Genomic DNA, 13,207 nt, shown 5'->3' on the forward strand with positions numbered 1-13,207 from the left:
TATTTGGCGTAGAAGAAATTATGAAAACTACCGCTTGAAGTTAGCCTATGGGTACCTGTTGTTGGTCGAAGGCAATGTCAGTCCCGTTAAAAAGCCCGCTCAGGTACAGGCTGCCGGCACCGTCAAGCACCAGCGCCTGGCCCACATCGGCATTGCTACCCCCAATGGATTTAAATGCCTGTTGCGTGCCGGATGAGTTGAACTTAGCGAGGAAAATAATTCCGCCATTGGTGTTGAACGAGCCGGTTACATACACGTTTCCGGAGCCGTCAACAGCAACGCGGTTGCCCAGGTCGCCATTCTGGCCGGTTACCTGGCGGGTCCAGGTGTGGTTGCCGCTGCTGGTGTACTTGCACACGTAGGCGCTGCCATTGGCGCTGTTAATGGTTGGCGTAGAAGCAGTAGGGTGAAAATCGGCTATGCCTGCAAACTGCCCGGTGATATGAATGTTGGCAGAGGCATCGAGAGCAAGGTCCCACAAGTCGGTAGTAGTGGAATTGGCCGGACCCACAATGCGGGCGAGGTTGTTTACACCGGCACTGGTATAGCGGGCAAAGAAAGCCGAACCCTGGGAAGTGCTGACTGAGCTGCCACCAAAATTAACCGATTGTGTTGATGTGGCCCAAAGCGTACCCGCAATGTACACGTTATTGGAAGCATCCACGGCTATAGCCCGTGCACGGGAGGTAACGTTGTTGTTACCTACAGTACGCAACCATTGAAACGTACCATCATTTGTGGAGTACTTGGCAAGGAACAGACCGTGAGCAACATCAGGGTAAGCCACACCCGGTCCCGGGTCAAAATCCGGAGGCGGGCCGGCCCCGAAAAACCCGGTGATGTAGAGACTGCCGGCATTATCGAGGGCGATATCCCAGCCGAAGCCATCATGGCAGCCCACGATCCATTTGGCCCAAATCAGGTCACCGGTACTGGAGTATTTTCCGAACCAGATATCCCTGTCGTGAGCCGGGCCGGCAATGGCCTGGCCTGCTCCGGGGTCAAAGTCGAACGTTTCGGTAAAAGCACCGACCACATAGATGTTGCCGGCAGCATCCGAAGTCATGCCTTTCAAAAAATCGGGACCGGGTCCCGGCAATTGACGAGCCCAGTTTAAGTTTTGTGAAAAAGCGGAGGGAGATTTGGAAAAATAAAATACCATTACTACCAGTAATGAAACGTAATGAAACGTAATGAAACGTAATGAATTTTTCATAAGCCTGAGGGTTTTGGTAATGACCAGCCGAAGTTACCGAAAAGATGGCTAAACTTTTTTGGTGGTTTGCAGTCATTTATTACATCTTTCTTACATCACGATTTGATCTTTTTATTGATTATGTCCAATTTCCAAAACATGTTCGGTCTATTCAGAAAAGATGACAGCGTGAAAATAATCGACCGTGTGTGGCTGTCCACCCCGGCCAAATGGAACGCCTGTGTGGCCATGCTCAAGGCAAACCCGGCTTGCTTGTTTATAGCCTGGTTTGAAGACACCTCATTGCAATTGAAAAGCCTGTTAGGGAACGAGGCACCTGTATTCCTCGCCAACGAAGTGAACTACGTCAACGGCAGGCTGGTGATGATGGTTGAGCATTATCCGCTGGCTCAAACCGAGCAGGATTTCTTTAAGCGGCTGCAGTTGCGTGAAGTGCCCGTGCTTTCGGCTTTGGATGAGCCGCTGTTTATGCAGTTTGGCGGTGAGCGCACGGTGGAGCTGATGAAGAAACTGGGCATGGGCGAGGATGAAATTCTGGGGCATGATCTGATTACTTCATCCATCCGGAGGGCCCAGCAGAAAATTTCAAGAAGTGTAAAGGTAGAACAGAAGGCCCCCTCGCAGGAAAAGTGGTTTGCGCTGAACTTTCGGAATTGATTTGGTGTATGAAGGTGGTGTAGTTCGCAAGCTTATAATGCGAACATGCGTTAATGATATTGACATTAAATTAAAAAGTGTAGAATGAGAAAGACAATAGTTACCCTACTTGCTTTAGCTCCGCTGTATGTGTTTGCCCAACCTTCGGATTATAAAATTTCCTCTTTTCTTACGGAAGGTACAAAGGCCCCAAATACGCATTACATTGGTGAGGCTTGGTTGAATGCCATCATTCACAATGATCCCGACCTGGGGTATAACATCACAAAAGCAACGTTCAGGGCCAACTCCACCCTGGACTGGCATAAACATAGCTCGGTGCAGGTTTTAATAATTGTGGATGGTGAAGCTTATTATCAGGAGCGGGGAAAAGAGCCCGTAATTTTGAAAAAAGGTGATGTAATTAAATGCGATAAAGATATTGAGCACTGGCATTCCTCTACAAAGTATAACGATGTAACCTACTTGGCTTTCTATGGTGGTGACCAGCCTACTATTTGGACGGAGGTACTAACACAGGAATACTATGATAAGGTGGCTGAAAAACTGAAAAGCAGCCGGAGGCCATCTCAAAAATAAACATAACCACAAAAGGCCACTAAAGTACACACAAAGAACACGAAGGATTATTGACCTAATTCTTGGTGACCTTTGTGCCTTCTCTGTGATACTTTGTGGTTAGCTTGATTTTAGCATGGCTTTTAATTGCCAGAAAGTTTTATAACTAACCGCTTGTACTATGATAAAGAAAATTCTGCTCGGCTTTGGTGTACTTATCATCATTATTGCCGGTTATGTCGGTTACCTGATGCTCACCACCAAAAATCACAGTCCGGCAGCCGTGGCTGAATTCCGTGACGGTGATTTTCTGATCCAGGTAAACTATTCGCAGCCCTACAAAAAAGGCCGGCTTATTTTTGGCACCGAAGCTGAAGGGGCGCTGGTGCCGTATGGAATGAAATGGCGGACCGGGGCCAATGAAGCTACCGAAATCAGTTTCAGTGGCGATGTGTTGGTGGATGGCAAATTGCTGAAGGCCGGCCGGTATTCGGTATACACCATTCCGGATGCTGCCGTGTGGACGATTGCCTTCAACAGCAAACTGGGTTACTGGGGCAAAGGGTTTGGCGATGTGTTCGATGAATCGCTGGATGTGCTCCGTGCAGTTGCCAGCGTACAAAACGATTTACCCGAGGTGGAGCAGTTCACCATTTCATTCGCTCCATCAGACAGCCTGATTAACATGCACTTTTCGTGGGATAAAACACGTGCCACACTGCCCATTCAGCGGGTTCAATAATCAGGTATTTTCAAAGCGCTCAATGGCCTTTCGCTGTTCTTCGGGAATGGCGATGGTTTGTTCGTGTGCGTAATCGTAGCACACCAGCACGGCAATGCCTTGCGCAACAACTTCTTCGGTGCCGGATTTTTCGCGCACAACAACCCAATCGAGCGTGAGGCTTTTATTGCCGATGCGCGAGCAGCGCGTGTACACGGCAATGGTATCGTGTAAAAACACGGGTGACTTGTAATCAATTTCAATCCGTGCCAGAATAATTCCAACTTGCTGGCTCCACTTCTTATCGGTGCTCACCACATCTTCAAAATACTTTACCCGCGCCAGTTCAATGTAGGTAAGGTAGTTGGCGTTGTTCACATGACCCATTTTGTCAATGTCTTTAAAGCGCAGCTGGATGGGGAATTTGTGTTTGAACGGGTGCATGGGTTAAGGGTGTGTTTTAAAAGTCGGGCGTTATGGATTTTCTTCTCTGAACATAGTAAGATATACTTTGCTTGCCTTAATCATAGTGGCAGTTATGTCGGTCCAGGAAACTTCTTTCAGCATATCGGGCATAACAGATTGATTTGCTTGCGCTGCTTTTACCTCCGACAATGCAAAAATTAACGACTTTGGCGAAAGAAGCGGATCATACTCCTTGAACTGCGCCAAAAGTTGATTGATTCCCAAGGCTGAAAAGAGGAAATAGAGGTCGATGTAATCTTTTTTTTCGCGTCTGCCGGTAATAGCGCTGAGTTTGAACGCGGTCAGATCGGTAAGTGAGGCCAGCCGGAGTCCCTCCGCTTCAACAGCGGGAGTTTTGAAAGGCATCAGCCAATGGTCATATAACTCAACTTTCAATCCGCTTATCTCTGCCTGAATGCGATCGGGCGACACAAAAAAAACTGTTTCTTTGAATTGATTTGCTAAAATTTTCCGAAGGCTTGCTTTATTGGTTTTTTGGTTGGAGAAGAGGTCAATATCAACTGACTTGCGGTGGCCAAGTTGGAGGGCAATGGCAGTGCCTCCGGCCATCCGGAAGGAAGCCAGTTCGGGAACAGCGCACAATTTTCTGGCGGTTTCCAGTAGTTGCGGTGTTACGGTTTCCTTAAACAGCATAGTAGCCTTGCGGGTCGAACTCAAGAAATAAAAATGCCATCGAACGGGTAACGGGCTTCATTGGGCTGCTGCGAAGCATATCTTTAACTTTTTCAGGGCCATACAACGTAATTACGGCATCAATGTCGGCTATGGAGCCGTATTCAAACACCCGATGTACTACCCATGCGGGCGAATGCGCAAGCACCGAAGGAATGGTCTCTTCAGCAATATCCCAAAATAGTGAGCGCCTGTGTTCAAGGACGGAATTCATGATTTCAAAGATAGGGCATTTGCCGGTATCTGTTGGGCAAAGCCTTAATACGTGAATATGCCGGCAGCTGTTTTAAGCGTTACCTGTTTTTGGTTTGCACCTTCAACCCTTCCGATGACCTGTGCATCTATTCCAAAATTTTTGGAAATATCGATCACTGCTTGAGCATATTGTTCATCCAAATACACTTCCATCCGGTGGCCCATGTTGAAGACTTTGTACATTTCTCTCCAACCGGTGCCGCTGACTTGCTGGATGAGTTTAAATAAGGGTGGAATTTCAAACAGGTTGTCTTTGATGACATGAAGGTTATCAATGAAATGCAACACTTTGGTTTGCGCGCCTCCACTGCAATGCACCAGTCCGTGAATATGCGGCCGAAGTTCTTTAAACACTTCAATCATAACAGGCGCATAGGTGCGTGTTGGCGAAAGCACCAGTTTACCTACAGGGAGCGGAACACCCGGCAGCTTATCCGTCAATTTGTACTTGCCGCTATACACAAGTTCAGTCGGAACATCCTTGTCATACGATTCAGGATATTTTGAAGCGTATTCTTTTGCAAACACATCATGGCGCGCAGAAGTTAATCCGTTGCTGCCGATTCCACTATTGTATTCATGTTCGTAGGATGCTTGTCCATACGAAGCCAGTCCCACAATTACATCACCTGCCTGTATGTTGCTGTTGTCAATTACATTGCTGCGTTTCATGCGTGCGGTTACCGTGCTGTCGACAATGATCGTTCGTACCAGGTCGCCTACATCGGCAGTTTCGCCACCGGTGCTACGGATGTTCAGTCCGTACTGGCGTAACATTTCAAGCACCTCTTCAGTGCCGTTGATGATGGTGGAAATTACTTCACCGGGAACAAGATTTTTATTCCGCCCAATAGTGGATGACAGTAAAATATTATCGGTAGCGCCTACACACAGTAAATCATCCACATTCATGATGATGGCATCCTGCGCAATGCCTTTCCAAACGGAGAGGTCGCCCGTCTCTTTCCAGTAGATGTACGCCAGTGATGATTTTGTGCCCGCGCCATCGGCATGCATGATGGTACAATAATCCGGGTGGCCAGCTAAATGATCTTCAACAATTTTGCAGAAAGCGTTAGGAAACAACCCCTTATCCAGCTTTTGGATGGCCTGGTGCACATCTTCTTTGCTTGCAGAAACGCCCCGTTGGTTGTAGCGGTCGGACATGGTGCAAATATGGTGCGGCTAACTGGCGCCCGCAAATTTGAGTTTACGAACCAACTCCCACACCACAATACCCAGGCAAACGGAAACATTCAGGGAATGCTTGGTGCCCGCTTGCGGAATTTCAATGGCCGCATCGGCCAACTCAATTACCGGTTCGCTCACCCCATTGATTTCGTTTCCAAATACCAGGCAAAGCCTATCGTCAGGCACAAAGCTGGATTGGTGCAGGGGCTGGCTCGCTGTTGTTTGTTCGATGGCAACAATCGTATAGCCACGCGATTTAAGTTTACGAACTGCTTCCTCAGGTTTTTCAGCATATTCCCAGTCAACTGATTCGGTGGCACCCAGGGCTGTTTTGTGAATTTCGCGGTGCGGAGGGGTACCCGTTATTCCCGTCAGGTAAATTTTTTCAATCCTGAATGCATCGGCTGTGCGGAACGCGGAGCCTACATTGTGCAACGAACGAATATTATCCAGCACAATGCAAACCGGGAGTTTCTCCGCATCTTTGAACTGATCAACCGAGATCCGGCCTAACTCTTCCAGTTTAAGTTTTTTCATCGCGCAAAAGTAGCCATAAGTAACAAGACTTTAGACGTAAGACTTGTTAGCTTTACTCCATGAGAAAGGGAGACATCATTAATAATCTTAACAATGAAGTGTTACTCGCTGCATCCTGTTTTAAGGCACTGCCTGAAGAGAAATTTTTTGCCCGGCCGCTGCCCGAAAAATGGTCGCCTGCCGAGCATGCGCAACACCTGATACTTTCAGTGAAGCCGCTTATTACGGCCTTTTCACTTCCGCGGTTTGTATTGCGATGGACCTTTGGCAAACCTAACCGGCCCGGAAGAACATTCGATCAGGTTGTGGAAAAATATAAGGCCAAACTGGCGGCTGGCGGTAAAGCAAGCAAACCGTTTATTCCGAAACGACTTGCTGTGAGTGATAATCCGAAAACCGTGATTCAACATTTTACGAACGCGTATTCACGGTTTGCGTACAGGCTGAGTTCCTGGCCGGAAGAGCAACTCGACCGGTATTTATTGCCACACCCGCTGCTTGGAAAACTCACCCTGCGCGAGATGCTATACTTTACCATATACCATGTTTCGCATCATCATGGCCTGGTAAAGCATATGCAAACAGATTAGCCTTCCAGGTTCTGCAGTTGCGGAATAACGATGTACCCTGTAATAATAGCCAGTGCCGTTGATCGGATGATCAGGATGAGGTATTCGGTGTTGTGCGATTTCATCCAGTAAAACAGCAAAATCAGAACAACAGGTACCATGGATAAGAAACCAACCAGCAGCATTTGCATCCAGCCCTCCATGCCCAGTTTCATAAACACCAGGCCGGTGAGGCATACAGCCCCGCCAATACCCGATACTTTAGTGGCCACCACGCCAAACAATTCCTTAACCGAAGAAATCAAATACGCACTTATAAAATAAAAGGCTGCCAGAGCGAAAAGGGTAAACTGCAAAAGTTCCTGTGGCTCGCCTACAAACCAGGCAGCAAGGGCCAGCGCAGTCAGCACGGCTTCAATTTTAAATTTGTGTTTGGCCAGTTGGATGAAAAACTGTTGTTGTGAGTTGGGTTGAGTGCTCATGGTTACAGCGGTTTGGTTGATTGATTAAATATAAGAAATGCCTACGTTAAAATAAACGCTGGTTGCATCGTTCATGCAAGGAATGCTGCGATTGGTTTACTGAATCGCTCTATATTTGCCTGATGGCCGCAACCACTGCCTCCGAAACCCCGCTGATGAAGCAGTACAATGCCATTAAGGCAAAGTACCCCGGTGCGTTGCTGCTTTTTCGGGTTGGCGATTTTTACGAAACCTTCGGGCAGGATGCGGTAGCCACAGCCAAAGTACTCGATATTGTTCTGACCAAACGTGGCAACGGGTCGGCATCGGAAATTGAGCTGGCCGGATTTCCGCATCATGCGCTCGATACCTACCTGCCCAGGCTGGTGCGGGCAGGCCACCGGGTAGCCATTTGCGATCAACTGGAAGATCCGCGATTTGTTAAAGGAATTGTAAAGCGCGGTGTTACCGAACTGGTTACGCCCGGTGTATCGTTTAACGATACCGTTCTTGAGAAGAAACAGAACAACTTTCTGGCTTCGGTCTTTGCCGGCAAGCAGGCCTATGGTGTTTCGTTTCTTGACATCAGCACCGGAGAGTTTTATGCTGCACACGGAACAGAAACCTACATCCTGAAACTTATTCAAAGTTTTGCGCCTGCCGAAATCATTTTCAGCAAAACGCAACGCGAATTGTTTGAAAAGAAATTTGCGGAAGGTCATGCTACGTTTGCCGTTGATGACTGGGTATATGTTTTTGAGTATGCACATGAAAAACTCATCAGCCAGTTTAAAACGGCAACACTTAAAGGCTTTGGTGTTGATGGATTGAACGAAGCCATTGTTGCTGCCGGTGCCATTTTACACTACCTCGAAGCTACCGAGCATAAGGATACGCAGCATATTGCCTCCATTGCCCGGCTGGATGAAGACAAATACGTTTGGCTCGATAAATTCACTATCCGTAACCTGGAGTTGGTGTCGTCACCGTTTGAAAACGGTGTACCCCTGATACAAATTCTTGATCAAACCGCTACCCCGATGGGGTCGCGGCTGTTGCGCAAATGGATGGTGCTGCCGCTGAAAGAAATAGCACCCGTTGAAGAACGATTACGGATGGTGGATGTTTTCCACCAACAGGTTGAACTGGCTGAGCGGTTAACGGACGAATTAAAACAGATAGCCGACCTGGAGCGGCTGATTTCAAAAGTGGCTGTGGGCCGCATCAGTCCGCGCGAAATGTTGCAGCTAAAACGATCGTTGCAGCGCACCGGCCCGATAAAAGGTTTGCTGGAACAACATTCTTCCGCTGACTTGAAAAAACTGGGCGATCAACTGAACCGGTGTGAGTACCTGCTAGAGAAAATAGAAAAGGAACTTCGCGATGACGCCCCGATGCTTACCAACCAGGGAGGAATCATCAAGGAAGGAATCCATGCTGAACTGGATGAGTTGCGAAGCATCGCTTTCTCCGGAAAGGATTACCTGCTGCAGGTACAAAAGCGCGAAATTGAACGCACGGGAATCAACTCGCTGAAAATTTCTTACAACAAGGTTTTTGGTTACTACCTGGAAGTCAGCAATGCCAACAAAGACAAAGTGCCGGCCGATTGGATACGCAAGCAAACGCTGGTGAATGCCGAACGGTACATTACCGAGGAGCTAAAAGTGTATGAAGAGAAAATTCTGCATGCCGAAGACCGGCTGGTGATAATTGAGCAGAAACTTTTTCAGGAACTGGTGCAGCAGGCAGCTGATTTTGTTTCTCAAATCCAGCAAAATGCCCGCACCCTGGCTGTGCTTGATGTGTTGCTGTCGTTTGCGTGGGCGGCACGGCAAAACAACTACTGCCGGCCCGAAATCAACGAATCGACCACGCTGGATATCAAAGCCGGTCGCCACCCGGTTATTGAAAAGCAACTGCCTGTTGGCGAAAGCTATGTGCCCAACGATGTGTACCTCGATAATGATACGCAGCAGATTCTCATCATCACAGGCCCCAACATGGCGGGTAAATCGGCTTTGTTGCGGCAAACTGCGCTGATTGTTCTGATGGCGCAAATCGGAAGTTTTGTGCCGGCCGAAAGCGCCCGCATCGGGTTGGTGGATAAAATTTTTACGCGCGTGGGCGCTTCGGACAATTTATCGAAAGGCGAATCAACCTTTATGGTGGAGATGATTGAAACGGCCAGCATCCTGAACAACCTCAGCAACCGCAGTTTGATTTTGATGGATGAAATCGGGCGGGGAACTTCCACCTACGATGGCGTGTCCATCGCCTGGGCCATTGTGGAATACCTGCATCAACATAAAGATTACAGACCAAAGACTTTGTTTGCCACACACTATCACGAACTCAATCAACTGGCTGAGGATTTTGTGCGGGTGAAAAATTTCAACGTGAGTGTAAAGGAGGTTGGCAACAAAATTATTTTCATGCGCAAGCTGAAGGAGGGAGGCAGCGAGCACAGTTTCGGTATTCACGTGGCGCAACTGGCCGGTATTCCCAACAAGGTGGTGATACGCGCCAACGAGGTACTGCATTTCCTGGAAAAGGAAAAACATAAAAATGAGCCCAAAAAGAAACTACAAGACCTGCCGAAAGCCACGCACCAGATGAGTTTGTTTGAGATGGACCCGAAGTACAAACACGTGCAGCAACTGCTGGAACATATCGACATCAACACCATCAGCCCGGTGGAGGCGTTGCTGAAGTTGAATGAGATACTTTCTGTTCTAAAAAAATAGGAAGCCCGGATCCTAATTTCTCCTAAAAAGTTTGTTCCCCATAATTTTCTGCAACACCTCATCTTTCAGTGCCCGGCTGATGGGGATGCGGGAAGTGCCGATCAGGATTTCACTGCCATCCAGTGCATTGATTTTTTCCAACGAAACGATAAACGACTTATGAACTTTGAGGAACCGGTCTTTCGGCAACTGTTCTTCCAGGGCCGTAAGTGTTATGTAGGTAATCAGTTTACGGCCGGGGGTGTAAAGGATGCAGTAATTTTGCATGGCCTCGGCATACAGCACATCGGTGTAGTTTATTTTTTCGTATTTATGATCAACCTTAATAAAAAAGTAATCCGGTGCAGCGGAAGGTTTCTGAACCAGTAAATGGTAGTCGTACGCTTTTTGAACAGCCTTCAGAAACCGGTCGAAGGGAATGGGCTTAACAAGGTAGTCAATCACATCAAGCGAATAACTCTCCAGTGCGTAATCCGGGTAGGCCGTGGTAAAAATTACCAGCGGTGGGCGTTGCAGGGTTTTCAGAAATTCAATGCCTGAAAGTTTAGGCATGTGAATATCGAGCAGCATTAAATCAATATTTCCTTGCCGAAGGAAGGAGGCGGCTTTCAGCGCATCTTCGCAGGAACCGGCCCACTGAAGAAAATCAATGTCGTTTACATACTCTTCCAGTCCTTTGCGGGCCAGCGGTTCATCATCAACAATCAGGCAATTCAGTTTTACAGCGCTACTCATTGGGCGGGGTTTACTGGTTGTTGCAGTTTCAGTTCAAGATTCACCACAAACCGATCGGGCGTTTCATTAATTTGCAGGTGATGCCGATCAGGATACAACAGTTCAAGTCTTCGCTTAACGTTTTGCAGCCCGATTCCGCTGTTTTCGGTTGATGCCTTTATGCCATCGATTGTGTTGGAAATGTTCAGGCAAAAGGAGTTACCCCTTTTATCCAGGTCAATGCAAATTGTATTCAGCTTATCGGTAAAGTGCGACACGTGTTTGAAGGCATTTTCAACAAATGGGATAAGGAGTAAAGGTGCTATAGTAAAATTTTTTAAGTCAGGCGAGTATCGAAAGGTGATTTGATACTTATCATCCTTGCGTAGCCGCTGCAGGTTAATGTAATTTTTCAGGTAGCTGATTTCTTTTTCGATCGGGATGTCGGCCCCGTTGCACTCGTACAACTGGTAGCGAAGCATATCGGAGAAGGCAGTAAGTGTTTCGCGGGCCTCGTTGTTTTGCCTGTCGATCATAAAGTAAATGGCGTTGATCGAGTTGAAAAGGAAATGCGGGTTGATCTGGGCTTTGAGGTAGGCGAGTTCGGTGTTTAATTTCTCCAGTTCAATTTTCCGAAGCAGGGTTTGCTGCAGATACCATTGCCTGCTCAGGTACAGCGTTACAGCAAAGGTGAGGTAGAAAATCACAATGGAAAGATTATATAATGAATTATTAAAAAACGACTGTTTGGCGGGCACGTTCAAAACATACCCGTATAAATAAACATCGTGGGTATTTTTACCGGCTACATAAACCGCAAGGGTCAACAGAATCAGACCCAAACTGGTAATCGGATTGCGCTTCTTCGTAAACCGCGGCACGATAACCAGCAGGGTAAAGTAGATGGCCATTGCCAGTAAGCCGTTGCGGATGAGTAACTCCAGCATGAAGTGAACCGGGCCAGCTTCGTGCAGCACATTCAGCCGGGTGTATGCGTGAAAGAAAATCGTAAGCGACCAGAAAATAAGGTGGTCAATTTTGTACCGGAAGAATCGCTCCATAGTTGAAAATTACACCTTTCAGACAGACTGGCCTAAGCCGGTTTTCGCATTTCGTCAAGAAAACCCTGCCGATGGTCAAAGCCGGTTCTCCTGAAAAGCTCAGGCTTCGTTATTTGAACCAAAAAACCACCGGCCATGATTCAAAAACCTGTATTGGTTGCTGCCATTTGTTTAAGTTTTTTAACCGCCTGCACGCAAACAAAAACTCAGCGTGAAGAAGTACTGGGCGGTTCGTGCGAAGATTGTGAACTGCTGTTTGAAGGGATGCCGAAACAGTTGTTTTGGCGTACAACAATTTCAGGACCGGATGAACCCGGTGAACCGCTTATTATCAGCGGAACGATTTATAAAAAGGACGGAAAAACTCCGGCACCGGGCGTAATTCTCTACATCTATCAAACTGATAGCCGTGGGCTATATTCTCCCGCACCCAATCAAACTATGGCCAAAGCACATGGGCATTTACGCGGCTGGATGAAAACCGATGAGCAGGGCCGGTATGAATTTAAAACGATACGCCCGGCCCCGTATCCCAACCGGAATGATCCGCAGCACATTCACCCGATAATCTATGAACCGGGAAAGGGCTATTACTGGGTAGATGATTATTTGTTTGATGATGATCCGTTGCTGACGGAACAGCACCGAATCAGGCCGCCTGAACGCGGAGGCACCGGAATTATAAAGTTGTTAAAAAGCCCTGATGGTGTATGGATGGCCAACCGCGATATTGTTTTATTTTTTTAGATGATTAATCCGTAAAGCATATGAAGTTAACACACAGCGTTGGCGCATGGCTTGCACCGTTTTTGGTAACAGTTTTGACGAACGTCCAGGCGCAAACGTTACCACTTTCAACAAAGGAGTCAAAAATTGTCTGGACCGGCACCAAGTTAACCGGCTACCACCAGGGCACCGTTAACATTAAGGAGGGTAACGTGGCAATGAAAGAAAACCGCCTGGCCGGGGGCTATGTGGTTGTTGATATGAATACCATTGTTTGTACGGATATCCCCGCATCGGATCCTATTCCGAAACGGAAACTGGAAAACCACCTGAAGGACGCTGATTTTTTTAACGTTGCGAAGTTTCCTGCTGCACGATTTGAAATAACCGAGGTGCGACCACACCCCGCCAACCCCAAACGGTACGTGGTATCCGGAAAGCTCACCATCAAACAAACCACACGACTGGTTACAGCCGAAGTAACACCCACCATTCAATCGGACAAGCAGTTTATTGGCGAGGCAGACCTTCGTTTTGATCGGCAGTTGTTTGGTGTTTCGTATAAAGGAATTAAAGATGAACTGGTTCACGATGAGGTGCACCTACGCATTCTGATAAAAGCAAAAAGCAGGTAAA

The 13,207-nt window shown here is 47.5% G+C and carries 16 protein-coding genes; 7 read left to right on the forward strand and 9 right to left on the reverse strand.

Annotation, left to right across the window (positions count from 1 at the left end; genetic code table 11):
* Window positions 1-40 precede the first annotated feature (40 nt).
* The gene (locus HRU69_05010) at window positions 41-1,216 is read right to left on the reverse strand and encodes an SBBP repeat-containing protein (protein ID QOI96892.1); all 1,176 of its coding nucleotides are present in this window, start codon (window positions 1,214-1,216) and stop codon (window positions 41-43) included.
* Window positions 1,217-1,354: 138 nt separating this feature from the next.
* Here HRU69_05010 and HRU69_05015 point away from each other — a divergent pair, with 138 nt between their 5' ends.
* From HRU69_05015 to HRU69_05025, 3 genes are all read left to right on the forward strand, one after another.
* Entirely contained in the window at window positions 1,355-1,873 is a 519-nt protein-coding gene (locus HRU69_05015) for a hypothetical protein (GenBank protein ID QOI96893.1), read from the forward strand.
* A gap of 84 nt (window positions 1,874-1,957) precedes the next feature.
* Entirely contained in the window at window positions 1,958-2,452 is a 495-nt protein-coding gene (locus tag HRU69_05020; protein QOI96894.1) for a cupin domain-containing protein, read from the forward strand.
* 160 nt (window positions 2,453-2,612) lie between these two features.
* Entirely contained in the window at window positions 2,613-3,173 is a 561-nt protein-coding gene (locus HRU69_05025) for a DUF2911 domain-containing protein (protein ID QOI96895.1), read from the forward strand.
* Here HRU69_05025 and HRU69_05030 read toward each other — a convergent pair whose 3' ends face one another.
* Genes HRU69_05030 through HRU69_05050 form a run of 5 tightly spaced genes read right to left on the reverse strand, consistent with a single transcriptional unit; the run spans window position 3,174 to window position 6,293 of the window.
* Window positions 3,174-3,596, reverse strand: a complete 423-nt coding sequence (locus tag HRU69_05030) for an acyl-CoA thioesterase (GenBank protein QOI96896.1) — start codon at window positions 3,594-3,596, stop codon at window positions 3,174-3,176.
* A 30-nt stretch (window positions 3,597-3,626) separates the two neighbouring features.
* A complete protein-coding gene (locus HRU69_05035) occupies window positions 3,627-4,271 on the reverse strand; it encodes a nucleotidyl transferase AbiEii/AbiGii toxin family protein (protein QOI96897.1) in 645 nt (214 codons plus the stop codon).
* The gene (locus HRU69_05040; GenBank protein QOI96898.1) at window positions 4,261-4,524 is read right to left on the reverse strand and encodes a hypothetical protein; all 264 of its coding nucleotides are present in this window, start codon (window positions 4,522-4,524) and stop codon (window positions 4,261-4,263) included. Before HRU69_05040 ends, HRU69_05035 begins: the two co-directional genes overlap by 11 nt.
* A gap of 44 nt (window positions 4,525-4,568) precedes the next feature.
* Window positions 4,569-5,732, reverse strand: a complete 1,164-nt coding sequence (locus HRU69_05045) for a phosphoribosylformylglycinamidine cyclo-ligase (GenBank protein QOI96899.1) — start codon at window positions 5,730-5,732, stop codon at window positions 4,569-4,571.
* An 18-nt stretch (window positions 5,733-5,750) separates the two neighbouring features.
* Complete coding sequence (locus HRU69_05050) at window positions 5,751-6,293, reverse strand: RNA methyltransferase (protein QOI96900.1); 543 nt, start codon at window positions 6,291-6,293, stop codon at window positions 5,751-5,753.
* A gap of 59 nt (window positions 6,294-6,352) precedes the next feature.
* On the opposite strand from HRU69_05050, the gene HRU69_05055 reads away from it, so the two are divergent.
* Window positions 6,353-6,883: a DinB family protein gene (locus HRU69_05055; GenBank protein QOI96901.1), complete on the forward strand. Its 531-nt coding sequence runs from the start codon at window positions 6,353-6,355 to the stop codon at window positions 6,881-6,883.
* On the opposite strand, the gene HRU69_05060 is transcribed toward HRU69_05055, so the two are convergent.
* Window positions 6,880-7,344, reverse strand: coding sequence for a hypothetical protein (locus HRU69_05060; protein ID QOI96902.1), 465 nt, complete (start codon window positions 7,342-7,344; stop codon window positions 6,880-6,882). The two genes, HRU69_05055 and HRU69_05060, sit on opposite strands and share 4 nt — an antisense overlap.
* A gap of 122 nt (window positions 7,345-7,466) precedes the next feature.
* Here HRU69_05060 and mutS point away from each other — a divergent pair, with 122 nt between their 5' ends.
* The gene (mutS, locus tag HRU69_05065) at window positions 7,467-10,070 is read left to right on the forward strand and encodes a DNA mismatch repair protein MutS (GenBank protein ID QOI96903.1); all 2,604 of its coding nucleotides are present in this window, start codon (window positions 7,467-7,469) and stop codon (window positions 10,068-10,070) included.
* Window positions 10,071-10,082: 12 nt separating this feature from the next.
* On the opposite strand, the gene HRU69_05070 is transcribed toward mutS, so the two are convergent.
* Both HRU69_05070 and HRU69_05075 read right to left on the reverse strand, forming a co-directional pair.
* Complete coding sequence (locus tag HRU69_05070) at window positions 10,083-10,805, reverse strand: response regulator transcription factor (protein ID QOI96904.1); 723 nt, start codon at window positions 10,803-10,805, stop codon at window positions 10,083-10,085.
* Window positions 10,802-11,845 carry a histidine kinase gene (locus tag HRU69_05075; GenBank protein ID QOI96905.1) on the reverse strand — a complete coding sequence of 348 codons (1,044 nt, stop codon included), beginning with the start codon at window positions 11,843-11,845 and terminating at the stop codon, window positions 10,802-10,804. The genes HRU69_05070 and HRU69_05075 overlap by 4 nt, the downstream gene beginning before the upstream one ends.
* 135 nt (window positions 11,846-11,980) lie before the next feature.
* On the opposite strand from HRU69_05075, the gene HRU69_05080 reads away from it, so the two are divergent.
* The gene (locus HRU69_05080) at window positions 11,981-12,592 is read left to right on the forward strand and encodes a hypothetical protein (protein ID QOI96906.1); all 612 of its coding nucleotides are present in this window, start codon (window positions 11,981-11,983) and stop codon (window positions 12,590-12,592) included.
* A 20-nt stretch (window positions 12,593-12,612) separates the two neighbouring features.
* Window positions 12,613-13,206 (forward strand): YceI family protein, encoded by a 594-nt coding sequence (locus HRU69_05085; GenBank protein QOI96907.1) that lies wholly within the window; start codon window positions 12,613-12,615, stop codon window positions 13,204-13,206.
* Window position 13,207: the final 1 nt, after the last annotated feature.

This window comes from Flammeovirgaceae bacterium, from assembly GCA_015180985.1.
Taxonomy (GTDB): Bacteria; Bacteroidota; Bacteroidia; order Cytophagales; family Cyclobacteriaceae; genus UBA2336.

What these genes read in the sequence shown, in the direction of transcription:
- HRU69_05010 (QOI96892.1), bottom strand. Translation starts at nt 1,216, where the DNA reads ATGAAAAATTCATTACGTTTCATTACGTTTCATTACGTTTCATTACTG.
- HRU69_05015 (QOI96893.1), top strand. Translation starts at nt 1,355, where the DNA reads ATGTTCGGTCTATTCAGAAAAGATGACAGCGTGAAAATAATCGACCGT.
- HRU69_05020 (QOI96894.1), top strand. Translation starts at nt 1,958, where the DNA reads ATGAGAAAGACAATAGTTACCCTACTTGCTTTAGCTCCGCTGTATGTG.
- HRU69_05025 (QOI96895.1), top strand. Translation starts at nt 2,613, where the DNA reads ATGATAAAGAAAATTCTGCTCGGCTTTGGTGTACTTATCATCATTATT.
- HRU69_05030 (QOI96896.1), bottom strand. Translation starts at nt 3,596, where the DNA reads ATGCACCCGTTCAAACACAAATTCCCCATCCAGCTGCGCTTTAAAGAC.
- HRU69_05035 (QOI96897.1), bottom strand. Translation starts at nt 4,271, where the DNA reads ATGCTGTTTAAGGAAACCGTAACACCGCAACTACTGGAAACCGCCAGA.
- HRU69_05040 (QOI96898.1), bottom strand. Translation starts at nt 4,524, where the DNA reads ATGAATTCCGTCCTTGAACACAGGCGCTCACTATTTTGGGATATTGCT.
- HRU69_05045 (QOI96899.1), bottom strand. Translation starts at nt 5,732, where the DNA reads ATGTCCGACCGCTACAACCAACGGGGCGTTTCTGCAAGCAAAGAAGAT.
- HRU69_05050 (QOI96900.1), bottom strand. Translation starts at nt 6,293, where the DNA reads ATGAAAAAACTTAAACTGGAAGAGTTAGGCCGGATCTCGGTTGATCAG.
- HRU69_05055 (QOI96901.1), top strand. Translation starts at nt 6,353, where the DNA reads ATGAGAAAGGGAGACATCATTAATAATCTTAACAATGAAGTGTTACTC.
- HRU69_05060 (QOI96902.1), bottom strand. Translation starts at nt 7,344, where the DNA reads ATGAGCACTCAACCCAACTCACAACAACAGTTTTTCATCCAACTGGCC.
- mutS (QOI96903.1), top strand. Translation starts at nt 7,467, where the DNA reads ATGGCCGCAACCACTGCCTCCGAAACCCCGCTGATGAAGCAGTACAAT.
- HRU69_05070 (QOI96904.1), bottom strand. Translation starts at nt 10,805, where the DNA reads ATGAGTAGCGCTGTAAAACTGAATTGCCTGATTGTTGATGATGAACCG.
- HRU69_05075 (QOI96905.1), bottom strand. Translation starts at nt 11,845, where the DNA reads ATGGAGCGATTCTTCCGGTACAAAATTGACCACCTTATTTTCTGGTCG.
- HRU69_05080 (QOI96906.1), top strand. Translation starts at nt 11,981, where the DNA reads ATGATTCAAAAACCTGTATTGGTTGCTGCCATTTGTTTAAGTTTTTTA.
- HRU69_05085 (QOI96907.1), top strand. Translation starts at nt 12,613, where the DNA reads ATGAAGTTAACACACAGCGTTGGCGCATGGCTTGCACCGTTTTTGGTA.